This window comes from Streptomyces sp. NPDC086077 (assembly GCF_040686175.1).
Lineage (GTDB): Bacteria > Actinomycetota > Actinomycetes > Streptomycetales > Streptomycetaceae > Streptomyces.
In genome coordinates, this window is the sequence record NZ_JBFBJT010000121.1 from 1 (window position 1) to 22,429 (window position 22,429).

The 22,429-nt window shown below is 72.0% G+C and carries 15 protein-coding genes and 3 pseudogenes; 13 read left to right on the top strand and 5 right to left on the bottom strand.

Features of this window, described 5'->3' with window-relative positions; genetic code table 11:
• Positions 1 to 227: 227 nt before the first annotated feature.
• On the top strand, positions 228 to 1,016 hold the full coding sequence (locus tag AB0O67_RS27930) for a VOC family protein (protein ID WP_365455585.1): 789 nt from the start codon (positions 228 to 230) through the stop codon (positions 1,014 to 1,016).
• 72 nt (positions 1,017 to 1,088) lie between these two features.
• Here the strand turns inward: AB0O67_RS27930 and AB0O67_RS27935 are convergent, their stop codons facing one another.
• Positions 1,089 to 2,123: a LacI family DNA-binding transcriptional regulator gene (locus AB0O67_RS27935; RefSeq protein ID WP_365455588.1), complete on the bottom strand. Its 1,035-nt coding sequence runs from the start codon at positions 2,121 to 2,123 to the stop codon at positions 1,089 to 1,091.
• A 110-nt stretch (positions 2,124 to 2,233) separates the two neighbouring features.
• Positions 2,234 to 3,313, bottom strand: coding sequence for a multicopper oxidase domain-containing protein (locus AB0O67_RS27940; RefSeq protein WP_365455591.1), 1,080 nt, complete (start codon positions 3,311 to 3,313; stop codon positions 2,234 to 2,236).
• A 256-nt stretch (positions 3,314 to 3,569) separates the two neighbouring features.
• Here AB0O67_RS27940 and AB0O67_RS27945 point away from each other — a divergent pair, with 256 nt between their 5' ends.
• Both AB0O67_RS27945 and AB0O67_RS27950 read left to right on the top strand, forming a co-directional pair.
• On the top strand, positions 3,570 to 6,005 hold the full coding sequence (locus tag AB0O67_RS27945) for a ThuA domain-containing protein (protein WP_365455594.1): 2,436 nt from the start codon (positions 3,570 to 3,572) through the stop codon (positions 6,003 to 6,005).
• A gap of 14 nt (positions 6,006 to 6,019) precedes the next feature.
• Positions 6,020 to 8,209 carry a family 16 glycoside hydrolase gene (locus tag AB0O67_RS27950; RefSeq protein ID WP_365455623.1) on the top strand — a complete coding sequence of 730 codons (2,190 nt, stop codon included), beginning with the start codon at positions 6,020 to 6,022 and terminating at the stop codon, positions 8,207 to 8,209.
• 23 nt (positions 8,210 to 8,232) lie between these two features.
• On the opposite strand, the gene ligD is transcribed toward AB0O67_RS27950, so the two are convergent.
• On the bottom strand, positions 8,233 to 9,255 hold the full coding sequence (ligD, locus tag AB0O67_RS27955; protein ID WP_365455596.1) for a non-homologous end-joining DNA ligase: 1,023 nt from the start codon (positions 9,253 to 9,255) through the stop codon (positions 8,233 to 8,235).
• Between the two features lie 137 nt (positions 9,256 to 9,392).
• Here ligD and AB0O67_RS27960 point away from each other — a divergent pair, with 137 nt between their 5' ends.
• Entirely contained in the window at positions 9,393 to 10,463 is a 1,071-nt protein-coding gene (locus AB0O67_RS27960; protein ID WP_365455599.1) for an ATP-dependent DNA ligase, read from the top strand.
• 5 nt (positions 10,464 to 10,468) lie between these two features.
• On the opposite strand, the gene AB0O67_RS27965 is transcribed toward AB0O67_RS27960, so the two are convergent.
• Entirely contained in the window at positions 10,469 to 11,659 is a 1,191-nt protein-coding gene (locus AB0O67_RS27965) for a zinc-dependent alcohol dehydrogenase (RefSeq protein WP_365455602.1), read from the bottom strand.
• A gap of 263 nt (positions 11,660 to 11,922) precedes the next feature.
• Here AB0O67_RS27965 and AB0O67_RS27970 point away from each other — a divergent pair, with 263 nt between their 5' ends.
• From AB0O67_RS27970 to AB0O67_RS27995, 6 genes and pseudogenes are all read left to right on the top strand, one after another.
• The gene (locus tag AB0O67_RS27970; protein ID WP_365455605.1) at positions 11,923 to 12,888 is read left to right on the top strand and encodes a DUF3048 domain-containing protein; all 966 of its coding nucleotides are present in this window, start codon (positions 11,923 to 11,925) and stop codon (positions 12,886 to 12,888) included.
• A gap of 37 nt (positions 12,889 to 12,925) precedes the next feature.
• A pseudogene (locus AB0O67_RS27975) lies at positions 12,926 to 13,308 on the top strand (CoA-transferase); the annotation flags it as partial.
• A 24-nt stretch (positions 13,309 to 13,332) separates the two neighbouring features.
• Complete coding sequence (locus tag AB0O67_RS27980) at positions 13,333 to 13,980, top strand: CoA transferase subunit B (protein ID WP_365455626.1); 648 nt, start codon at positions 13,333 to 13,335, stop codon at positions 13,978 to 13,980.
• A gap of 141 nt (positions 13,981 to 14,121) precedes the next feature.
• Positions 14,122 to 14,331 (top strand): annotated as a pseudogene (locus AB0O67_RS27985) (protocatechuate 3,4-dioxygenase subunit beta); the annotation flags it as partial.
• A 1-nt stretch (position 14,332) separates the two neighbouring features.
• Positions 14,333 to 15,280 (top strand): annotated as a pseudogene (locus AB0O67_RS27990) (alpha/beta fold hydrolase); the annotation flags it as partial.
• A gap of 69 nt (positions 15,281 to 15,349) precedes the next feature.
• Positions 15,350 to 15,886, top strand: a complete 537-nt coding sequence (locus tag AB0O67_RS27995) for an isochorismatase family cysteine hydrolase (protein ID WP_365455608.1) — start codon at positions 15,350 to 15,352, stop codon at positions 15,884 to 15,886.
• 24 nt (positions 15,887 to 15,910) lie between these two features.
• Here AB0O67_RS27995 and AB0O67_RS28000 read toward each other — a convergent pair whose 3' ends face one another.
• A complete protein-coding gene (locus tag AB0O67_RS28000) occupies positions 15,911 to 18,589 on the bottom strand; it encodes an AAA family ATPase (RefSeq protein WP_365455611.1) in 2,679 nt (892 codons plus the stop codon).
• Positions 18,590 to 18,785: 196 nt separating this feature from the next.
• Here AB0O67_RS28000 and AB0O67_RS28005 point away from each other — a divergent pair, with 196 nt between their 5' ends.
• The 3 genes from AB0O67_RS28005 to AB0O67_RS28015 all read left to right on the top strand — a co-directional run bounded on the left by AB0O67_RS28005 (position 18,786) and on the right by AB0O67_RS28015 (position 22,368).
• Positions 18,786 to 20,075, top strand: coding sequence for an MFS transporter (locus AB0O67_RS28005; protein ID WP_365455614.1), 1,290 nt, complete (start codon positions 18,786 to 18,788; stop codon positions 20,073 to 20,075).
• 4 nt (positions 20,076 to 20,079) lie between these two features.
• A complete protein-coding gene (locus AB0O67_RS28010) occupies positions 20,080 to 21,234 on the top strand; it encodes an anhydro-N-acetylmuramic acid kinase (RefSeq protein WP_365455617.1) in 1,155 nt (384 codons plus the stop codon).
• A 108-nt stretch (positions 21,235 to 21,342) separates the two neighbouring features.
• Entirely contained in the window at positions 21,343 to 22,368 is a 1,026-nt protein-coding gene (locus AB0O67_RS28015) for a DUF2510 domain-containing protein (protein WP_365455620.1), read from the top strand.
• The last annotated feature ends 61 nt before the right edge of the window (positions 22,369 to 22,429 follow it).

Below are 22,429 nucleotides of genomic sequence, written 5' to 3' on the forward strand. Positions count from 1 at the left end.
GGCTCGACCGGTGAGCGAGGACTGCACCACCTCGTGTACGAGGTCGTCGACAACTCCGTCGACGAGGCGCTCGCCGGGCACGCGGAACGACGACGACAAGGAGACTCCCGCTCGTCACGGACGGTGAGCGTCAAGGAGGCGTTCGGCGCGTGGTGTCCGCCACGTGATCGTCAGTCGGCGGTGCGAGACTCGGCAGTGCAGGCAGCGGGCCCGACCGGGAGGCAATGATGCTCACCACCCGATTCGTCAACGGCGCTCCGAACTGGATCGATGTCGCCACCCCCGACATCGACGGCGCCCTCCTCTTCTACGGCGGTCTCTTCGGCTGGCAGTTCCGGTCGGCGGGACCCGAGGCCGGCGGCTACGGCTTCTTCCAGCTCGACGGCAGGACCGTGGCCGGCGGCATGCGGACCACCGCCGAACAGGGCCCGCCGTCCTGGACGGTGTACTTCCACAGCCCCGACGCACAGGCCACGGCCAAGGCGGCCGAGCAGGCGCACGGGCGGGTGCTGGTGGAGCCCATGGACGTCATGGACCAGGGCCGCATGGCGATCCTGGCGGACCAGCAGAGCGTGCCGTTCGGCATCTGGCAGCCCGGGCTGAACAAAGGCGTGGACGTGCTCGACGAACCCGGTGCGCTGTGCTGGCTGGAGCTCTACACGCCGGACATCGCGGCGGCCGCCGGCTACTACAACAGGCTGCTCGGGTGGGAGACGTCCGCGGTGAACCACCTGGGCGGCTCGTACACCTGCGTCAACCCGGCCGGACAGGACGAGGACACGATGTTCGGCGGTCTGGTCCCGCTGGCCGACGACCCCGCGGAGGATGTGCCCTACTGGCTGGCGTACTTCGAGGTCGCCGACACGGACGCCGCGGTGGCCAAGGCCCGGGAGCTCGGCGGCACGGTCCGCATGGAGCCCGTGGACCTGCCCGACGTGGGCCGCATCGCCAAGCTGGCCGATCCGTACGGCGCCCGCTTCGCGCTGATCAGGAGCGCTGCCAGGCCACAGTCCTGAGCCCCCCGGCCCACCGCCCACGCCGCGTGCCCGGGCCCCCACGCCGAGCCCACCGAAGAGGTATCCGGACCCCTACGCGGAAGCGCGGCGTACGAGGGTCGTCGACAGGACGACGCCGGGGGCCGTGTCCTCCTCCGGCTCGGCGCCCCCGCGCAGGCGGCCGAGGAGGAGGCGGGCCATCAGCCGGCCCATCTCCTCTATGTCCTGACGGACCGTGGTGAGCGGCGGGTCGGTCTGCTCGGCGATGGGCAGCATGTCGTCGAAGCCGACCAGGGCGACGTCCTCTGGCACGCGCCGCCCCGCTTCCCGCAGCACGCGCAGGGCACCCGATGCCATGAGGTCGTTGGCGGCGAACACGGCGTCCAGGTCCGGGTGGCGCTCCAGGAGTTCACGCATCGCCCGCTCGCCCCCGGCCGGGGTGAAGTCGCCCTCGGCGATCAGGAGCGGGTCGGTGTCGGCCATGACGTCCCGGAACCCGTCGAGCCGGTCCACCGCCGACGTCTGGTCCAGGGCCCCGGCGATGTGCGCGACGCGCCCGCGGCCGAGGCCCAGGAGATGCCGTACGGCCTCGCGGGCGCCGCCCCGGTTGTCGCTGTCGACGTACACGGCGCCGCGACCGTCGGCGTCCCTCCAGCCCGGTCGCCCGCCGAACACGGTCGGGATCCCGGCGCGCTGGATCAGGGCCGGCAGGGCGTCGTCGAGGTGCAGTGAGAACACCAGCGCCCCGTCGACGTGTCCGCCCGCGAGATAGCGGCCGACGCGGGCGTGGTCGTCGCGGCCTTCCGTGAGCAGCAGGACGAGCTGGTTGTCGTGCGCGGTCAGCTCCTTGCTGATGCCGCGGAGCTGGAGCGCGAAGAAGGGGTCGGCGAAGACGCGGGTCTCCGGCTCGGCGATGACGACGGCGACGGCGTCATGACGTCTGGTCACCAGGCTGCGGGCCGCCTGGTTGGGCACGTACCCAAGTTCCTCGACAGCCCGCCGGACCCGCTCGATCAGCGGCTCACGCACCCCGTCCCCGCCGTTGACCACCCGCGAGACGGTGGCCCGCGACACCCCGGCCCGGGCGGCCACGGCCTCCAGCGTGGGACGTGACACTGCCTCGGACACTTCGGGACTCCTCACCGGCGCTTGCCGATCAGGATAACCGCACGCCAGGAGGTGGGAGAGAGCGCTCACCAAGCGAACGCGCCCCCCTCCGCGGGCCGGTGAGCCCCTCGTCAGTGATGGTGAGCCCCGTGAGCGCCCTCGGCTCCGGCCGCCCCCTCGGCACCGTCCGTCCCGGCGGCGCCCTTCGTTCCGGCGGCGTCCTTCGCACCGTCGGCCGTATGCGGCTCATGCGGGTCGTGCGGCTCGTACCCAGGAATCGTCCCGTCCGTCTTCTTCACCAGGAACAGGCCGACCATCCCCATGTCGGAGTGGCTCTGGACATGGCAGTGGTACATCCACGCGCCGGCGCCCACCCCCTCCCCCGCGATCACCTGGAAGCCGAAGGAGTCGGCCGGGCCCACGATCTTGTTGTCGATGACCTGGCTGGGGTCGTCGGGGCCGGTCAGCATGCCGGTGCGGTTGTCGGCCCAGCGGTGACCGTGCATGTGGAACGTGTGGTAGTACTCGCCGTGCGTGATCACGACGAACTCCACCCGGTCCCCCACCGTGGCCTCGAAGTCGGGCCCGGTGTGCGGCGGCCTGTTGTTGATGCGCAGGTCGTTGAAGACGATCGTGTGGGTGCGGTCCGGCAGGACGTCGCCCTTCCTGCGGACGATCACCGGGCCGTACAGGCCCTGCCTGATCCCGTCGGTGCCGTGCTCCGTGCCCACCACGTGGTCGTGGTAGTGCCAGTAGCCCGCGCTGCCCGCCCGCCAGGTGCCGTCCTTGCGGCGGCCGGGGGCATGGGTGCGCCACGTGTAGGTGCGGCTCGCGCCCGGTTCCACATGGCTCTTGTTCAACTTGGTGCCGTCGCTGGTGATCTCGTAGTCCAGGCCGTGCACGTGCAGGCTCGCCGCCACGTCCGTGGTGTTCTCGAACTCGATGTGCACGGTGTCGCCCTCGTTGAGCTCGATCAAGGGCCCCGGGACGCTCGCCTTGCCCTTTTCGAAGCCGTAGCCGAGCTGCCCGTCGGCGAGCTTCTCGGCGTAGAGCTTGATGTGTCTGACCTGGCCTCCGGCCGGGGCCGTCCGCGCCGTCGTCTGACCGGCGCCGGTCGCCTCCGTGCCCAGGGACAACGATGTCGCGACGGCGGCACCGCCGACAGCGGCGCCACCCAGGAGGACCCTCCGGTTGAACCCACGTCTGTCCATGCCGAACTCCCCACTCCGGTACGGGATTCGAGACAGTAGCGGGGACGGCTGCGTTTATCCACACTCAGGACAAAGTTCGTCCCATCGCGGTCATACCTATTGGCGGACCGCGCAAAGAGGTCTAGCTTCTAGGCGCTGTTGCTGTGACCGACGAGGGGTGGATGACCACATGCGGTCCACATCGCACCACAGACCCATCCGTTTCATAAGGCCGCCAAGAAGGACGAGTACCGGACGGCGGGCCTGGACGGCCGCCTTGACCGCCGGATTAGTCACGGCGGGCCTGCTCTCCGGCTCCGCCGCGAGTGCCCGCCCGGCCCCGGATCCGTCCCTGACAACGATGTCCATCAAGTCGCCACCCGGCGGCTCCAACGTCCGCGTGCTGGTCTTCCACGGCTCCGCGGCAGCCGGCGACGAGTCACCCGTGGTGAACGCCGGTATCGAGGCGATCGAGCAGATCGGCCTGACCGGCCCCGCGAACCAGCGCTTCAAGATCGAGGCCACGGACGACGCCTCGGTCTTCACCAACGAGACCAGACTGGGCCGTTACAACGCGATCGTGTTCCTGACCGGCGGCGGCGACGTGCTGGAGCCGGAGCAGGAGGCGGGCCTGGAGTCCTACATGGAGGCGGGCGGCGGTTTCGTCGGCGTCCATGACGCGGCCCGCGCCGAGCCGTACTCCGACTGGTTCACCGGCCTCGTCGGCGCCCGCCCGGCGCCGAACAGCCCGGCGGCCGTCCAGCGGGCCACCGTCGAGGTGGGCGACCGGGGGCATCCGGCCACCAAGGACCTGCCGGTCCAGTGGAAGCGCCCCGACCAGTGGCCGAACTGGGTGAAGAACCCGTCCGGCGAGGTGCACACGGTGGCCCGCGTACGCGAGTCGACGTACCAGCCCGGCGCGAGCGCCAACGGCTGGGACCACCCGATCAGCTGGTGCCGCGATTACGACGGCGGCCGTTCCTTCTACACCGGCATGGGCGGCACGGTGTCGTCGTACGACGAGACCGACTTCCGCGCCCATCTGCGCGGCGCCCTGCTGTGGACTACCCGTCTCGCGCAGGCCGACTGCAAGGCGACGATCAACGCCAACTACAAGGCCGAGCGGCTGACCAAGGCCAACCAGACCGGCCAGAACGACCAGATCGGCGAGCCGCACGGCCTGGTCACCGCCCCCGACGGCCGCGTCCTCTACATCGGCCGCGGTGGCGCCGACTCCTCCCAGCCGGTGGTCACCGACTGGAACAACCCGGACATCGGCAAGGGCAAGGGCGAGATCCACGTCTACGACCCGGAGACCAGGCAGGTCACCCTGGCCGGCGCCCTGACCGTCTTCGGCAACAAGGGCGGCGGCGACGAACTGGTCAAGGTCGAGGAGGGGTTGCTCGGCATCGAGCTCGACCCGCGCTTCGAGCAGAACGGCTGGGTGTATCTGCACTACACCCCGCACGCGCAGATCAACCGTGACACGCGGATGGCCGAGCGGCGCGTCTCCCGCTTCACGCTGGACCTCGCCACCAACAAGCTCGACCTGAGCAGCGAGAAGGTGCTGCTCGCGTGGCCGGTGCAGATCCACAGCTGCTGCCACGCCGGTGGCGGGATGGCCTGGGACTCCAAGGGCAACCTGTACATCGCGACCGGTGACAACAACTCCAGCGGCTTCAGCAGCGGTTACTCGGGCAACAACCCGGAGCCGAACTACAAGGGCGTCTCCTTCGCCGACGCGCGCCGCACCGCCGGCAACACCAACAACCTCAACGGCAAGATCCTGCGCATCCACCCGGAGGCCGACGGGACCTACACACTCCCGGACGGCAACCTGTTCACCGGCGAGGAGACCGCCGAGGGCGGCGGGAAGACACGCGGCGAGATCTACGTGATGGGGGTCAGGAACCCGGCCCGCATCTTCGTCGACAAGAAGACGGACGTCCTGTACGCGGGCTGGGTCGGCCCGGACGCCTCGGCGCCCTCGACGACCTGGGGCCCCGCGAAGTACGACACCTTCGCCGCCATCACCAAGGCGAGCAACCGGGGCTGGCCGTACTGCATGGGCAACAAGCAGCCCTACCGGGACCGCAATCTGCCCGATCCGTCGAAGCCGCTCGGCTGGTACGACTGCGACCACCCGAAGAACGAGTCCCCGAACAACGACGGTCTCGTGAACCTCCCGCCGGTCACCGGGAACAACATCTGGTACTCGCCCCAGGGCGGCGCACCGGACTTCCCGCGTGACCCGAACGGTGTCCCCTCCTACAAGCAGGAGGAGGCCACCTACCGGCTGCCCTGGCTGAAGGGCGGCGGGCAGGCCGCGATGAACGGGCCGGTGTACCGGTCCGAGGACGTGGCGGCCGACAGCGCCGTCAAGTGGCCGGCGTACTGGGACGGCAAGTGGTTCGTCGGCGACTTCTACGACGCCGACCAGCCGCGCAACGCCGTGCTGATGGATCCGAAGAGTCTGGGTGACGGCGGGCTGCCGGTGCACTCGGAGTCGCTGAAGAAGATCGTGCCGATCGGCAACGACGGCATCAAGAACCTGATGGACTGGAAGTTCGGTCCGGACGGCGCGCTGTACGTCCTCGACTACGGGCGTGGCTTCTTCACCTCGGACCCCAGGTCGGCGCTGTGGCGCGTGACGTACCAGGGCGGCGGGCCCACGCCGGCCGCCGGTCAGCTGGCGAGGGGGACACAGCAGTGACAGGCCAACGAAGAATGTGGGCGGCCCTGCTGGCCGCGCTCCTCATGGTGCTCGGACTCCAGTCGGCCACGGCGGCCGGACAGTCCGGGCGGTCCGATCGAGCCGATCGCGCCGCCGCCCAGGTCCTCACCTGGACGGCGGGCAACGACATCACCAAGTACCTCTCGGCGCCCACGACGGCGGTGGCCGGGCAGGCCACGATCGTCTTCGAGAACAGTGAGGCCACCGGCAACACCACCGGTATGCCGCACACGCTGACGTTCGTGACCAGCGACCCGGAGTTCAACAACGACGTCGAGCTCAACATCCTGGCCAACCCGAACGACGACCAGGACGGCCGGCACATCGCCGAGGTCACGCTGACGCCGGGCCGGTACTTCTACCACTGCACGATCCCCGGCCACGGCCAGATGCAGGGCATCCTGACGGTGACCGAGGGCAGCGGCGAGGACACCACCGCGCCGGAGGCGTCGGCGCACGTCAGCGGCACGCAGAACCAGCAGGGCCAGTACGTCGGCTCGGCGAGCGTGGCGGTGCACGCGACCGACAACACCGGTGGCTCCGGCGTCGACCGGATCGAGTACGCCGTCGGGGACGCCGGTGCCTGGCAGCCGTACACCACCCCGGTCGTCGTCGACCAGGTCGGCGATCACAAGGTCCGCTACCGGGCGTTCGACAAGGCGGGCAACGTGTCCGCCGAGAAGAGCGCGCAGTTCACGGTGGTGCCCCCGCCGACGGACGACACGGCGCCGCCGGAGACCTCGGCGACGGTCAGCGGTGAGCGCGACCCGGACGGCAGCTATGTCGACATGGCGACGGTCACCGTCACCGCGTCCGACACCGGTTCCGGCGTCAACACGATCGAGTACGCGATCGGCGCGTCCGGCGCCTGGCAGCCGTACGCACAGCCGGTGATGGTGCATCAGGTGGGCACCCACACCGTCCGCTACCGCGCCACCGACAAGGCGGGCAACGTGGCGGCCGAGAAGAGCGTGCAGTTCACCGTCGTCGCGGCGCCGCCGCAGGACACGACGCCGCCGGTGACGGGGGTGACCGTCGAGGGCACCCGGAACTCCGACGGGGCTTACGTGGCGAGCGCCAAGGTCACCGTCAGCGCCACCGACGACGGTGAGGTCGCGAGCGTCGAGTACTCGCTCGACGGCGGGCCCTACCTCGCGTACGGCGGGCCCGTGATCGTCGACCGGGCAGGTGCGCACACCCTGGCGTACCGGGCGAGCGACAAGGCGGGCAACACCTCCGCGGCGCGGACCGTGAGCTTCACGGTGGTCGCGGGCGGCGTGCCCGCGCCGCCCTGCCCGGAGTACGACGAGCGGCTGACGGTCATCGTCGGCACGGTCGACACCGGGGTGCCGAACCGGCTCACCGACAACCGGTGCCGGATCAACGAGCTGATCGAGGACGAGAAGGAGTGGACGTCCCACGCGCTGTTCCTCAAGCACGTGAAGAAGGTCCTGGACGGGCTCCGCGCCGCGGGCGTGATCGACAAGCGTGAGTACAACGTCGTCACCAGGGCCGCCCGTCAGTCCGGTATCGGCAAGCCCGGACAGACCGAGGGCTACCGTCCGCTGTTCGACGGCACCGCCGGCTCCTTCGACAAGTGGCAGCACGTGGGCGGCGGTTCGTTCGCGCTGAACGCCGACGGCACGATGACCAGCGGCACCACCAGGGCCGGGCTCGGCATGCTGTGGTTCCCGCAGCGCAAGTACGGCGACTTCTCGCTCAAGCTCCAGTGGCGGGACGACGCTCCCGGCACCGGCAACGCCAACTCCGGGGTGTTCGTGCGGTTCCCGTACGTCCTCGACCACCCGGAGGAGACGCGGCCGGAGTGGGTCGCCATCAAGTACGGGCACGAGGTGCAGGTGTTCGACTCGCCCGCCGGCGACATGTACAAGACGGGGTCGGTCTACGGCTTCGACCGGGTGGGACTCGCGGGCGCGGGAGTCACCCAGAAGGGCACGTGGAACGACTACGAGATCCGGGTGGTGGACCAGCACTACTCGGTCTACCGCAACGGCAAGCTGATCAACGAGTTCGACAACATCGGTGGTCAGGACTTCTCCCCGCCCCGCTCGGACGACCCGGGCACGGACGGGCGGCGGTTCGCCTCCGGCTACATCGGGCTCCAGGTGCACGGCACGACGGACGTGGTCTCCTACCGGGACATCCGGATCATGGAGCTGTAACCGTCGGATGTCGAGGGGCGGCCCTACGGCGTGGGGCCGCCCTTCTTCGCGCGGCTCGGCTGCACCCGCTTGGGCTCGCCCGGCATCTTCGGGTACTCGGGCGGGTACGGCAGGTCGCCGAGCCCGTGGTCGCGCTCGTCCTTGTTCGCCAGCTCCAGCAGCGCGTCCAGCGAGTAGCGGTTCTCGTCCATGTCCGCGTGCACGTCTCCGACTTCGGCGAAGCGCGCGGGCATGGTCGCGAGGTCGAAGTCCTGGGGGTGGGCCACCCCGACCTCCTCCCAGCGCAGCGGCGCCGAGACAGGGGCGTGCGGGCGGGGACGTACGGAGTAGGCGGAGGCGATCGTGCGGTCCCGTGCGGTCTGGTTGTAGTCGATGAAGATCTTCTCGCCCCGCTCCTCCTTCCACCACTTGATCGTGACGTGCTTCGGCATCCTGCGCTCCATCTCCCGTCCGACGGCGATCGCGGCGCGGCGGACCTGGGTGAAGGTCCAGCGGGGCTCGATGGGCACGAAGACGTGCAGGCCACGGCCTCCGGAGGTCTTGGGGAAACCGCGCAGGCCGCCGAACTCGTCCAGGACGGCGCGCAGTTCGTGGGCGGCGCGGACCGCGTCGTCGTAGTCGGTGCCGGGCTGCGGGTCGAGGTCGATGCGGAGTTCGTCGGGGCTGTCGACGTCGTCGCGGCGCACCGGCCACGGGTGGAAGGTGAGCGTGCCGTACTGGGCGGCCCACAGGACGGCGGCCTCCTCGGTGGGGCACATCTCGTCGGCGCTGCGGCCGCTGGGGAAGGTGATGTGGGCCGTGGGGATCCAGTCGGGCATGTTCTTCGGGGCCCGCTTCTGGAAGAAGGACTCGCCGGTCACTCCCTCGGGGTAGCGCTCCAGGGTGGTGGGCCGGTTGCGCAGGGCGCGCAGAATGCCGGGGCCCACGGCGATGTAGTACCGGGCGAGGTCCAGCTTGGTGAAGCCGCGCTCCGGGAAGAACACCTTGCCGGGACTGGACAGCCGTACGGTGCGGCCGCCCGCCTCCAGTTCCACCGCGTCACCCATGCGAGCCACGGTAGGCGCACCGCACCAGTCCCGCACCCGGGCGTCGGCCGCCATTCCCGGGCGCGCTCCTGACCGGTCCGGAGCAGTCCGTCGCCGCCGGCACGGCGCCGCGTCCGGAGTCCGCCTAGAGTCGGAGCATGGACCTGCCGGTGATGCCGCCCGTCAAACCGATGCTCGCCAAGTCCGTCGCGAAGATCCCGCCGGACATGCACTACGAGGCGAAGTGGGACGGCTTCCGGGCGATCGTGTTCCGCGACGGCGACGAGGTGGAGCTCGGCAGTCGTACCACCAAGCCGCTGACGAGATACTTCCCGGAGCTGGTGGAGGCGCTGCGGGAGCGGCTGCCGGAGCGCTGCGTGCTGGACGGGGAGATCGTGATCGCCCGGGAGGGGCGGCTGGACTTCGACGCGCTCACCGAGCGGATCCACCCGGCCGCGTCACGGGTGCGGACGCTGGCCGAGCGGACGCCGTCCTCCTTCGTCGCCTTCGACCTGCTGGCGCTGGCCGACCGGTCGCTTCTCGACGTGCCGCTCGCCGATCGCCGCGCGCTGCTGGTGATGGCGCTGTCCGGGGTGACGGCCCCGGTGCACGTGGCACCGGCGACGACCGACATCGACGTGGCGCGGCAGTGGTTCGAGCAGTACGAGGGGGCGGGCCTGGACGGTGTGGTCGCCAAGCCGCTGACGCTGGGCTACCGCCCTGACGAGCGGGCGATGTTCAAGGTCAAGCACGAGCGCACGGCGGACGTCGTCGTGGCCGGCTACCGGCTGCACAAGAGCGGGCCCGTGGTCGGCTCGCTGCTGCTCGGTCTCCACGACGACCAGGGCGCGCTCCAGCACGTCGGTGTGTCCGCCGCCTTCTCCATGGCGCGACGCGCGGAGCTGATCGAGGAGCTGGAGCCGCTGCGTCTGGACGATGTGACGGGGCATCCGTGGGCGGCCTGGGCCCAGGAAGCGGCGCACGAGACGGCCCGGCTGCCCGGGGCACCGAGCCGCTGGTCGGGCAAGAAGGACCTCTCATGGGTGCCGCTCAGACCGGAGCGGGTGTGCGAGGTGGCGTACGACCACATGGAGAACGGGGCGAGGTTCCGCCATACGGCCCGCTTCCGCCGCTGGCGGCCGGACCGCACTCCGGACAGCTGCACCTACGCGCAGCTGGACGAGCCGGTGCGGTACGACCTCGCGGAGATCTTCGCGCCGCAGGCGTGAGACGCTCAGGGCTGCATGACGATCTTCACGGCCCCGTCCCGCTTGTGCTGGAACATCTCGTACGCCTGGGGCGCCTCGTCCAGTGACAGCCGGTGGGTGGCGAAGTCGTCGACGCCGAGCGGGTCGTCGTCACTCAGGTAGGGCAGGATCTCGTCGGCCCAGCGGCGGACGTTGGCCTGGCCCATCCGGATCTGGAGCTGCTTGTCGAACATGGTGAGCATCGGCAGCGGGTCGGCCATGCCGCCGTAGACACCGGAGAGCGAGAGGGTGCCGCCGCGGCGCACCAGCTCGATGGCGGTGTGCAGGGCGGCGAGCCGGTCGACGCTGAAGCGTTCGGCGAGCGGGGCGCCGAGCTTGCGCGGCAGCATGGCGGACGCCTGCTGGGCGAGGCGGGCCGCGAGACTTCCGTGCGCCTCGGTGCCGACCGCGTCGATCACGGCATCGGGACCACGCCCGTCGGTCTGGTCGCGGATGGCGGCGACCAGCTCCTTCTCGCTGTCGAAGGCCCGCAGGTCGTACGTCTCCACGCCGCGTGCCTTAGCCCGGCGCAGCCGGTCGGGCACCAGGTCGACACCGAACACGCGTCCGGCGCCACGCACCTGGGCGACCCGGCACGCCATGTCGCCGATCGGGCCGAGGCCGAGGACAGCGAGCGAACCGCCTTCCGGGACGTCGGCGTAGGCGACCGCCTGCCAGGCCGTGGGCAGCACGTCGGACAGGTACAGGAACCGGTCGTCGGGCGGGCCCTGCGGCACCTTGATCGGGCCGAACTGGGCCTGCGGGACACGCAGGTACTCGGCCTGGCCGCCCGGCACCGAGCCGTACAGGCGGGTGTAGCCGAACAGGGCTGCGCCCATGCCCTCGTCGCTCACCTGGGTCGTCTCGCACTGCGTGGGCAGCGAGTTGAGACACATCCAGCAGTTGCCGCAGGCGATCTGGAACGGCACGACGACCCGGTCGCCGACCGCCAGGTCCGGTACGCCGGGACCGACCTCCTCGACGACCCCCATGGGCTCGTGCCCGAGGATGTCGCCAGGTGTCATGAACGGCGTCAGCACCTCGTACAGGTGCAGGTCGGAACCGCACAGCCCGGTCGAGGTGATGCGGATGACGGCGTCGGTCGGCTCCTCGATCCGCGGATCGGGCACGGTCTCCACCCGTACGTCCCGCTTCCCCTGCCACGTCACAGCCCTCATCACCCGCACTCCCTCCGTCGCACGTCTTGCCCTACCGGTACTGCGGTGCGGCCCGGGTACCCGGGGCCGCGGCACCGAACCGTCGGCCGTGCCCGGCCCCGCGGCTGGGCCGGGCGGGCTAGCCGGGATGCGCGATCGGCTTATGCGTAGTAGGGACCGGGTCCGACCGGGTATGGCCATCGATGAACGGACAACCACACAATCGAGGGCACGGGACTGGTCGGGTGGCGGCGGTGGGCATGGGCAGGGGACGAAGAGCGCGCATGCGGCGGGCCGCCGTGACGGCGCTGGTAGGTGCCGGGACGGCGGTCTCGCTCATGGCGGGCTGCACGGGCGGCGAGCGCCCGCCGGACGACGACGGGCGGGCACCGGAGCCGAGCCCCCGGCCGTCAGCGCCCCGTAGTGCGCCACCCGTGGGGCCGGTGCTCACGGTGAAGATCGACAACACGCGCCCGGCCCGGCCACACACCGGACTCGGCACGGCGGACATCGTCTACGTCGAGCAGGTCGAGGGCGGGCTGAGCCGGATGCTGGCGGTCTACGCGAGCAGCCTGCCGAAGGCGGTCGGCCCCGTGCGCAGTGCCCGTGAGGCGGACCTGGAGCTGTTGCGTCAGTTCGACCACCCCACCCTCGCCTTCTCCGGCGCGCAGACCAGGCTGCTGCCACTGATCGACCGGTCCCCGCTGCGCGCCGAGCCCCCGAGCCGAAGCCCCGGGGCCTACTTCCGCGGCGGCGGCAGGGCCGCCCCGCACAACCTGTACCTGCGGCCGCACCGCCTGATGCCCGCCGCTCCCGGCAAGGCCGCCCTCACACCGGCCGGCTTCACCTTCGGCGCCGCCCCCGAGGGCGGCCGGAAGGAGACCACCCGGACAGTCCGCTACCCGGCGGCCCGCTTCACCTTCACCTGGGACGCGCGCCGCGACCGCTACCGGGTCGCACTGGACGGAACCGCCGCCACGGCGACCGACGGGCAGCCGCCGGCGCCCGCGACGGTCGTCGTGCAGTACGTGCGGACGCGCCCGTCGGGCTACTACGACTCCCGGGGCAGCAACACGCCGTACACGGAGACCGTCGGCTCGGGCACGGCGGTGGTGCTGCGCGACGGGAGGGCGTACGACGCGCTCTGGAAGCGTCCGGAGCCGGGCGACGGCACGCGGTTCGCCACGCCCGACGGCGCGCCGCTGAACTTCGCCGAGGGGCAGGTGTGGGTGCTGCTTACGACGGCGTGAGTCAGGGCCGGCCCCCACCCGGGGTTTCGCCGGGTGCGGCTTCGGGCTGAGCGGTGTCCCGAACGTGCTGATCGACGCGCTCCACCGGCGCGGCGTCGGCGGGCTGTCGGTGGTGTCGAACAACTGCGGCGCCATGGAGTCAGGCCTCGCGGTACTGCTCGCCGCCGGGCGGATCGCCCGGGTGACCGGCTCCTACATCGGCGCCAACAAGGAGTTCGCCCGCCGGTACCTGGCCGAGGAGCTGGAGCTGGAGCTGATCCCGCAGGGCACGCTGGCCGAGCGGCTGCGGGCGGGCGGGGCCGGCGTCCCCGCCTTCCACACGCCGGCCGGGGTGGCACACAGGTCGCCGAGGGCGGACTGCCGTGGCGTTACGACGGCCGGGGCGGCGTCGCGGTCGCCTCACCGCCCAAGGAGGTACGGCGAGCGGCGGACGGTGAGCAACTGATGGCCTGGACACGCGAGGAGATGGCCGCACGGGCCGCACGCGAGCTGAGAGACGGGCAGTACGTCAACCTGGGCATCGGCCTGCCGACCCCGATCCCCGATCACCTCCCACCCGGCGTGGAGGTGGTCCTGGAGTCGGAGAACGGCATCCTCGGCACCGGCCCCTACCCGGCCGAGGACCAGGTCGACCCGGACCTGATCAACGCGGGCAAGGAGACCGTCACGGTGCTGCCCGGCGCCTCCTTCTTCGACTCGGCGCTGTCCTTCGGGATGATCCGCGGCGGGCACATCGACGTCGCCGTACTGGGCACCATGCAGGTCTCGGCCGGCGGGGACCTGGCGAACTGGGCCGTCCCGGGCAAGCTGGTGACCGGTATCGGCGGGGCCATGGATCTGGTGCACGGCGCGCGTACCGTCGTCGTCGTGATGACCCACACCGCCAAGGACGGCAGCCCCAAGATCCTCGCCGAGTGCACGCTGCCGCTCACGGGCAGGGCGTGCGTGAACCGGATCGTCACCGACCTCGGCGTGCTCGACGTCACCGACGACGGGCTGGTGCTGGCCGAGTGCGCGCCGGGTGTCACCGCCGACGAGATCGTCGCCCGGACCGCGGCGAAGGTGCGGGTCGGCGAGGAGGCGCGGTCATGAGGGACGTCCACGTCCTCGACGCCCTACGCACCCCGATCGGCCGCCACGACGGAGGCCTCGCCGCCGTCCGCCCGGACGACCTGGCCGCCCAACCGCCCTCGTCCTCGTCTTCGTCCTCGTCCTCGAACGGTAGGAAATGTCATGGCTCTCACCCAGCACGACATCGACCAGGAGATAGCGGCCGAGCACGCCGCCTACGAGAAGCGCGTGGCCGACGGCGGGCCCGTCGAGCATCACCCGCGGCGCGACTACGCCCCGTACCGCTCCTCGCTGCTGCGCCACCCGAAGCAGCCGCTGGTCGCGATCGACGTGGCCGAGGACCCGGAGCTGGTGGAGCTGTCCTCCCCCGCCGATCGGGGCGGGCGCCACCGTCGGTGACCTCGCCGACCTGGTGCTCGCGCTCGCCGACTCCCTCGGCGTGGAGCGGTTCGCGTACGCCGGGGTGTCGCTGGGCGGCGCGGTGGGGCTGCACCTCGCGGTGCACCACCCGCACCGGGTGTCGTCCCTCGCGGTGATCTGCTCGTCGGCCCACTTCGACGGAGCGGGGCCGTGGCAGGAGCGGGCCGCGCTGGTGCGGCGCGAGGGGCCGGCCTCGCTCGCCGCGAGCGCGGACGCCCGCTGGTTCACAGCCGGGTTCTCGGTGCCCCGGCTGGTGCGGGACCACCGGGACGCCGACCCGGAGGCGTACGCCGCCTGCTGTGACGCGCTCGCCGCGTTCGACCTGCGCGAGCGGCTCGTGGAGATCTCCGCGGCGACGCTGCTGGTGGCCGGCCACGCCGATCCGGCGACGCCGCCCGCGCATCTGCGGGAGATCGCGGACGCCGTGCCGGGGGCGACGCTGGTGGAGCTCCCCGGCGCCTCGCATCTGGCGCCCGCGCAGTGTCCGGAGGCGGTGCTCACGGCGTTGCGGGCACACCTCGGCGGACCCGCGCGGCGGGGCATGGAGGTACGACGCGAGGTGCTCGGCGACGCACACGTCGACGCCGCGCAGGCCCGGCAGACGCCCTTCACCGCGCGTTTCCAGGACTTCGTCTCGCGCTGCGCCTGGGGCGAGATCTGGACCGACCCGACGCTCTCCCGCCGGGAACGCAGCATGATCACGCTGACCGCGCTGGTGGCGCAGGGTCACCACGAGGAGCTGTCCCTGCACGTCCGCGCGGCACGCGGCAACGGGCTCACACCCGAGGAGATCGGGGCGGTGCTGCTGCAGACGGCGGTGTACTGCGGGGTGCCGGCAGCGAACGCGGCGTTCGCGACGGCCCAGCGGGTGCTCGCGGAGGAGGGCGACGCGACGGGGTGACAAGTCGCTCACCCGGTGACGGAACGCGGGCCGAGTCGCCCGTGCGGCGCGTGGTGCGATCCTGGTCGTATGAGCAAGACCGCGCTGGCCGTCATCGACATGATCAACAGGTACGACCACAAGGACGCTGAACTGCTCATCCCCTCGGCCGAATCGGTGGTGCCGGTCATCGCCGATCTGATCGGGCGCGCGCGGCGGCAGGCGGTACCGGTCATCTACGTCAACGACAACTTCGGCGAGTGGCGCTCACACCACGGTGAGCTTCTGGAGCACGCGCTGCGGGGCCCCCACGCCGACCTGGTGGCACCCCTGGAACCCGACACGGACTCGCTGTTCGTACTGAAGGCCCGCCACTCGATCTTCTACGAGACGCCGCTGCACTACCTGCTCCAGCAGCACGGGGTCACCCGGCTCGTGCTCTCCGGCCAGGTGACCGAGCAGTGCGTGCTCTACTCGGCGCTCGACGCCCATATCCGGCACTACGAGGTGATCGTGCCCAGGGACGCCGTCGCCCACATCCACCCGGACCTCGCCGGGGCGGCACTGCGGATGATGGAACGGAACATGGACGCGCGCATCTGCGAGAGCCGGGACCTGTGGCCGTGACCCATCGGGTCACGGCCCCGCCCGCTAGGCCTCCAGTTCCGCGAGCGCCTCCCGGGCCTGGCGTGCCAGGCCGTCCGCGCCACAGGAACGGGCCAGCGTCAGGCCGCGGTTGAGCTCGGTGGTGGAGCGGGCGGCGACGCCGTACTCGACGCGGGCCGCGGCGTGTTCGTACTGGCAGGGCGAGGCCTCCAGATAGGTGACCGCCTGCTCGGCCAGGCGCACCTTGCGCTGGCCGGTCTCCAGGCGGGCGGCGCAGCGCAGGGCCTCGCCGATGGCGGTGTCGGTGCCGAACAGCTCGGCCTGGCGGCGGGCGTCGGCCGCCAGCCGGGCGGCGCGGGCCGGGTCCTGCGCGGCGAGGGCTCCGGCGAGGTCGATGGTCGAGGGCGCCAGCACCGGGTTGTGGCCGCCACGGACGGCGGCGGCCTTCTCGGCGGCCTCCAGTTCGTTGATGCCGTCCTCGGTGCGGCCCACGGCGAGCAGCAGCCGGCCGCGCACCGAGCGGGTGTCGGGCAGGACGATCGTGGACGGGTAGGGCGGCGTGAAGCCGTACCGCTCGGCGACGGACCAGGCTTCCCGGACATGCCCGCGGGCCAGCAGGGTGTCGACCAGGCCGCATGTCGCGGACCAGTACAGCGGCAGTCCGCGGCCGACCCGCTCGGCGAGGCGCAGCGACTCGCGCAGGACGGACTCGGCGTCCTTCAGACGGCCCTGCCGGCGGAACGCGAGGCCCAGGAAGGCGTTGGCGAGAGCGAGGTGACCGCCGCTCCAGCCGGCCGTGGTGTAGGTACGCAGCGCTTCGGCGAACAGGTTCTCGGCGCGGTCGAGGCGGTCGGCGTAGGCGTAGGAGCTACCGAGCATCATCAGCAGTTCGACGCCCCACTCGGTGTCGGTCCAGCCGAGGCCGGGCGCGAGCCGGCCGTTGACGAGCGCGCGGTCGCAGAGCTCGACGACCTCCACGGCGTTCTCACCGTGGTTCATCGCGTCGAAGCCGCGCAGGATGAGCAGCGCGCGCTCGGAGTTGTCGCGGCCGGTGCAGGTGCGGGCGAGTTCGGCCAGCCGCTCGGAGCGTCCCGGGGTCTGCGCCTCACCGGAGTGGATGCCCTCCCACATGTACTGCACGGCCCGCAGCCGCAGCCGGGCGGGACCCTCCTCGTGGCGGGCTGCCTCGGCCTCGACCGTGCGGACGGCCTGTTCGAGCTGGTCGTTGTGGAGCAGGGCCTGGGAGAGGCGGAAGACGGCGTCGACGCGGGCGGGCCCGTCGAGGCCGGGCATGGCGAGCGCGGTCTGGAGGTGGCCGATGGTACGGGCGGGCGCGGTGAGCAGGGTCGCGCAGCCGAGCTCGTAGAGCACGCGCGCGTGCACGTCGGGCCGGGGCGGCTCCTGCAGGGCGCGTTCGAGACAGCGGCGGGCCGCGTCGGGGGCGCCGACGGCGAGGTGTTCCCGGGCGGCCTCACGCAACTGGTCGACCAGTTCGACGTCGTCGTCCGGGTGGACCTGGAGCAGATGCCGGGAGGCGGCGGCGGCACCGCGGCCGGAGTCGGTGACGATCTGCGCGGCGATGCCGTGCATGGCGGTGCGCAGGGCGTCGGGGATGGAGTTGTAGACGGCGCTGGCGATCAACGGGTGGACGAACTCCAGGTCGCCGTCGTCGGCCTGGGCGCCCGCCGGGTCGGGAGCGGTGAGGATCCGGGCTGAGCACAGCAACTCTGCGCAGCGAACCGCCTGTTCGGGGCGCATGGTGGTGAGCCGGGCGACCAGGTCGACGGATATGCCGGTACCGAGTATGGCGGCCGCCCAGGCGAACCGGGTCGCGTCGATGCCGAGCCCCTCCAGGCGGGCGACGAGTCCGCCGCCGCGCGCCGAGCGGTTCAGGGCGCGCAGTTCACCGGCGGAGGACTCGGTCGGCTCCAGTTCGGTGTCCTGCACCTTGGCGAGCAGTTCGACGGTCTCGTAGGGGTTGCCGCCGGTGACGGCCCAGACCTCGCGGCAGAACGGGGCGTCGGCGTGCCGGCCGACGGTCGCGCGGGTGAGCCCGGCGGTGGCTTCCGGGGTGAGGGCGCTCAACGTCGTCTCGGGGCGGCCCGCGGCCGCGGCGACCGCGTCGAGGTGGCGGGCGCTCTCGCCGGTCACCTCGCCGGGCCTGCGGGCCACCACGACCAGCACGGACAGGTCGTGCAGCCGCTCGGCGAACGCGGCGAGCCAGCGCAGCGTCTCCTGGTCGGCCCAGTGCGCGTCGTCGATCAGCAGCACCAGCGGCCAGTCCCGCTTGGCCAGCCGGCGCACGGCGACGACGAGGCCGTCGCACACGCCCTGCGGGTCGGCCTGGCGCCCGCCGGGGTCGGCGATGCCCAGGGCGGGGCCGGCGACGTCGTACCAGTCGCCGAGGTACTCCCGGGCCTCCTCGGGGAGCAGGGAGACGAGGGCGGGCTGCAGCAGCTGGCGTACAACGTTGAAGGGGACGGAACGGAGGGTCTCGCCGCCGCGCGCCGACCACACCGTGCAGCCGCGTTCCTCGGCCAGCCGGCGGGTCTCGGCGAGCAGCGCGGTCTTGCCGAGGCCGGCCTCGCCCCGTAACACCAGCAGGCCGCCCGGGGACGCGCGGTCCACGCAGAGGGCGTCGAGCGCCTCGACCACCCCGGCGATCTCCTCGTCCCGCTCCCACAGGGAGGCCGAGGCACCCGCCGCCGGCGGTACCACCGTCATCCCGCTACCTCCCCTGGACGCCCGAACGCCGTACAGGGCGAGCGTAGCCCGACGGCAGGTCCGACGGTGGGTGGTCGGGGACTGTGGTAGCCATGGGTGAGGTCCTCGTGAAAGTTATTGACAGCCAACGGCCCGTGAACTGACGCTGATTTTCCACTGTCGGGGCTCAACAGCGGTACGGGACGGGAGACACGCGATGAACGCGCCTGCGAAGGCGACCGGCACCACGCCGGAGCGGTCCCGCCGGGCGCTGGTCGCCGGCTCGGTGGGCAACTTCATCGAGTGGTACGAGTTCGGTGTCTACGGCTACTTCGCCACCGTCATCGCCGCCCGTTTCTTCACCCCCGAGGGCGGCAGCGAGGCCGAGGCACTGGTGAAGACGTACGCCTCCTTCGCCCTGGCCTTCTTCTTCCGTCCCGTCGGTGCCGCCCTGTTCGGGCGGCTCGGCGACCGGATCGGCCGGCGGCCGGTGCTGATCCTGGTGATCGTGCTGATGACGGGCGCGACGACCCTGATCGGCGCACTGCCGACGTACGAGACTGTGGGCGTGTGGGCGCCCTGGCTGCTCACGTTTCTGAGGGTTCTTCAAGGACTGTCGGCAGGCGGCGAGTTCGGTGGCGCGGTGGCGGTGATGACGGAGTTCGCGCCGCCGGGCAGGCGCGGGCTGTACGGCTCCTGGCAGTCGTTCACCGTCGCGCTGGGCCTGCTCGGCGGGGCGGGCGCGGCGGCGTTGCTGGCCACCGTGCTGACGGAGGCCCAGCTCGGGGACTGGGGCTGGCGGCTGCCGTTCCTGCTGACGCTGCCGATGGGGCTGGGCGCGCTGTGGCTGAGGCTGCGGCTGGAGGAGACACCGGCGTTCAGCGAGCAGCGCGAGCTGCGCCGCCCGCCTCCGCGCGAGGTGGTGCGGGCCATCGCGCTGGGCGCCGGGCGGATCATGGGCTGGGCCGCGGCCGGGTACACCTTCCTCGTCGTGCTGCCGTCCTACCTCCAGAGCAGCCTGGACGCGAGCTTCCAGCAGGCGCTGATCGCCACCGTGCTGGCCAACCTCGGCTTCGCGGTGACGATCATCCCGGCGGGGGTGCTCAGCGACCGGGTGGGGCGGCGGCCGGTGATGCTCTCCGGGGCGCTGCTGGTGGTGGTCCTCGCGGTTCCGCTGCTGAACCTGCTCCAGGACCCGGGGGCCTCCGAGGCCCTCAAGGGCCTGGCGGTGTTCGCCGCGGGCGCGGTGGTGGGGCTGATGGCGGGGCCGGGCCCGGCGATGCTGTCGGAGATGTTCCCGACCACCGTCCGCTACACCGGCCTGGGACTCGCCTACGCCCTGTCCAATGCGGTGTTCTCGGGCTGTGCCGGGCTCATCATCACGGAGACGATCGAGCGGACCGGTGACGTGGACATTCCCGCGTACTACGCGGCGGCCACCTGCGCGGTCAGTGTGCTGGCCCTCGCCACCCTTCCGGCGAGGGGTGCTTCGAAGGAGGCGAGGTGAACGGATGCGGGTGATCGGGCTGATGTCCGGCACGTCGTACGACGCCATCGACGCGGCGGCGGCCGAGCTGGGCCTCGTCGGTGACAGCCTCGTGCTGAAGCCGCTCGGGATGGTGAGCGAGCCCTACGACGACGAGTTGCGGGCGGCGCTCGCGGCGGCGCTGCCGCCCGGAACCACGACCATGGCGCAGGTGTGCCGGCTCGACACCCTGATCGGGCAGGCCTTCGCGGCGGCGGCCGTCCGGGCTGATCGTGAACTGTGCGGCGGCAGGGCCGAGTTGGTGGCCTCGCACGGACAGACGGTGTACCACTGGGTCGACGGGGGCCGGGTGCGCGGCACCCTCCAGCTCGGGCAGCCCGCGTGGATCGCCGAGGCGACCGGGCTGCCCGTCGCGGCCGATTTCCGGCCCCGGGACATCGCCGCCGGTGGCCAGGGCGCACCGCTGGTCAGCCTGGTCGACCTGCTGTGGCTGCACGGCCGCCCGGGCACACCTACCGCCCTGAACCTCGGCGGGATCGCCAATCTCACCGCGCCCGACGGGACCGCCTTCGACACCGGGCCGGCGTGTGCGCTGATCGACGCGGCGGCGCACGGCTTCAGCGGCGGACGGCTGGCGTGCGACCTGGACGGCGCCCTTGCCGCCCGCGGCCGGATCCAGCCGGTGCTGCTGGAGCGGCTGCTGGAGGAGCCGTACTACGCGCTGCCCGCGCCCAAGACCACCGGCAAGGAGCTGTTCCATGTCGGGTATCTGCACGAGGCGCTGGCCGGGGTCGGCACGCTGCCCGCCGAGGACGTGATCGCCACGCTCACCCACCTCACCGCGCGCACGGTCGCCGACGCCGTGCGGTCGGTGGGCGCCACGGAGGTGATCGCGTCCGGCGGCGGCACCCGGAATCCGGTGCTCATGCGGATGCTCGGGGAGTTGCTGCCGGGTGTGGCGGTGCGCCGCTCCGACGAGCTCGGGCTCCCGTCGGACGCGAAGGAGGCGTACGCGTTCGCGGTCCTGGGGTTCCTGACGGTGCACGGCCTGCCCGGCACGGTCCCGGCGAGCACGGGGGCCCGGCATCCGAGCGTGCTGGGGTCGGTGACGCCGGGGCGGGACGGACTGCGCCTGCCCCCGGCCGCCGTGGAAGGCCCGGTACGCCTGGTGCTGGAATGACCGGGCATCGGTCCGTGGGGTTCCCGTGATGTGCGGCTGTCCCCCCTTCATCGGCCGGCGGGTATCCCCTCTCATCCCTCTTTCACCGAGGCCTCATACGGTGGGGGCATGACGCAGTTGACTCCTCCCGGGTGGTACCCCGACCCCGGGCAGACAAGTGACGGTCCCGCCACCGAGCGCTGGTGGGACGGCAAGGCATGGACGGACCAGACCCGTCCGGTGGGGTCGGCCGCGGCCTGGGGTCCCCCGGCGGGGCCTGCTCCGGCCGCTCACGCGCAGCAGACCCAGCCGACGTATCCGGGGTATCCCGGGCACGTGGGATACCCCGGGTATCCGGTCCAGCCGCCGGGCGGGCGGCGGCGTGGTCTGCGGACCGGGATAGCCGTCGCGGCGGCGGCCGCGGTCCTCGCGTGCATCGGTATCGGCGTGTACGCGCTGACGAAGGGCGACGGCGGTGGTGCGAGCCGCGCCGATTCGCAGCAGCAGGGACCGGACGGGCAGGACGGTGGCCGGGGCGGGCCGTTCGGCGACGAGGGCTCCGGTGGTTCGGGCGGCCCCGAAGGCGAGTCCACCGAGCCCGGGCAGCCGCAGGCGCCGGAGGTGGAGGGCGGCGGCACGCTGTCCGACCCCGTGAACGGGATCAGCATGCCGGTGCCGGAGGGCTGGACCGGCCAGGCCTTCACCGTGGGCGCGCAGATGACGTCCGACGACAGCTACGAGTGCCCCGGCGACACGTCCAAGTCGTGCACGAAGGGCGGCGCCTACTCGGCGCCCGCCGAGGTGCTCGGCACCAAGGGCAGTACGCCCGAGCAGGTCGCGAAGGCGGACATCGCGGCGAACGCCGAGGAGTCGTACGGCGGCGACAGCTACGGGAAGATCACCTCGCACCAGGTGCTGGCGTCCGAGGCGGTGACCGTGGCCGGGCAGAAGGGCTATCTGGTCCTCTGGAAGGCGGTCACCAGCAAGGGCGCCGACGGCCTGGTCGAGTCGCTGGTGTTCCCCTCGCCCGGCGACTCCGGGCAGCTCGTCGTGGTCCGGTTCGGCATCGACGCCGACCAGAAGGTGTCCCTGATCGACGAGATCACCAAGGGGATCAAGGTGTCGTCCGGCGGAGGCGACGGGCAGCGCGTCTGAGACACGCCCCGCCCTGTTCGGCCGGGTGGGGTACCTCTCCGCTCCAGAGGTACCCCACCCG

Excerpts from the sequence above, each read along its gene's own strand:
- AB0O67_RS27940 (WP_365455591.1), bottom strand. The coding sequence starts at position 3,313 with ATGGACAGACGTGGGTTCAACCGGAGGGTCCTCCTGGGTGGCGCCGCT.
- AB0O67_RS27980 (WP_365455626.1), top strand. The coding sequence starts at position 13,333 with ATGGCCTGGACACGCGAGGAGATGGCCGCACGGGCCGCACGCGAGCTG.
- AB0O67_RS27965 (WP_365455602.1), bottom strand. The coding sequence starts at position 11,659 with ATGAGGGCTGTGACGTGGCAGGGGAAGCGGGACGTACGGGTGGAGACC.
- AB0O67_RS27930 (WP_365455585.1), top strand. The coding sequence starts at position 228 with ATGCTCACCACCCGATTCGTCAACGGCGCTCCGAACTGGATCGATGTC.
- ligD (WP_365455596.1), bottom strand. The coding sequence starts at position 9,255 with ATGGGTGACGCGGTGGAACTGGAGGCGGGCGGCCGCACCGTACGGCTG.
- AB0O67_RS27970 (WP_365455605.1), top strand. The coding sequence starts at position 11,923 with ATGCGGCGGGCCGCCGTGACGGCGCTGGTAGGTGCCGGGACGGCGGTC.
- AB0O67_RS27950 (WP_365455623.1), top strand. The coding sequence starts at position 6,020 with ATGTGGGCGGCCCTGCTGGCCGCGCTCCTCATGGTGCTCGGACTCCAG.
- AB0O67_RS28005 (WP_365455614.1), top strand. The coding sequence starts at position 18,786 with ATGAACGCGCCTGCGAAGGCGACCGGCACCACGCCGGAGCGGTCCCGC.
- AB0O67_RS27960 (WP_365455599.1), top strand. The coding sequence starts at position 9,393 with ATGGACCTGCCGGTGATGCCGCCCGTCAAACCGATGCTCGCCAAGTCC.
- AB0O67_RS28015 (WP_365455620.1), top strand. The coding sequence starts at position 21,343 with ATGACGCAGTTGACTCCTCCCGGGTGGTACCCCGACCCCGGGCAGACA.
- AB0O67_RS28000 (WP_365455611.1), bottom strand. The coding sequence starts at position 18,589 with ATGACGGTGGTACCGCCGGCGGCGGGTGCCTCGGCCTCCCTGTGGGAG.
- AB0O67_RS27995 (WP_365455608.1), top strand. The coding sequence starts at position 15,350 with ATGAGCAAGACCGCGCTGGCCGTCATCGACATGATCAACAGGTACGAC.
- AB0O67_RS28010 (WP_365455617.1), top strand. The coding sequence starts at position 20,080 with ATGCGGGTGATCGGGCTGATGTCCGGCACGTCGTACGACGCCATCGAC.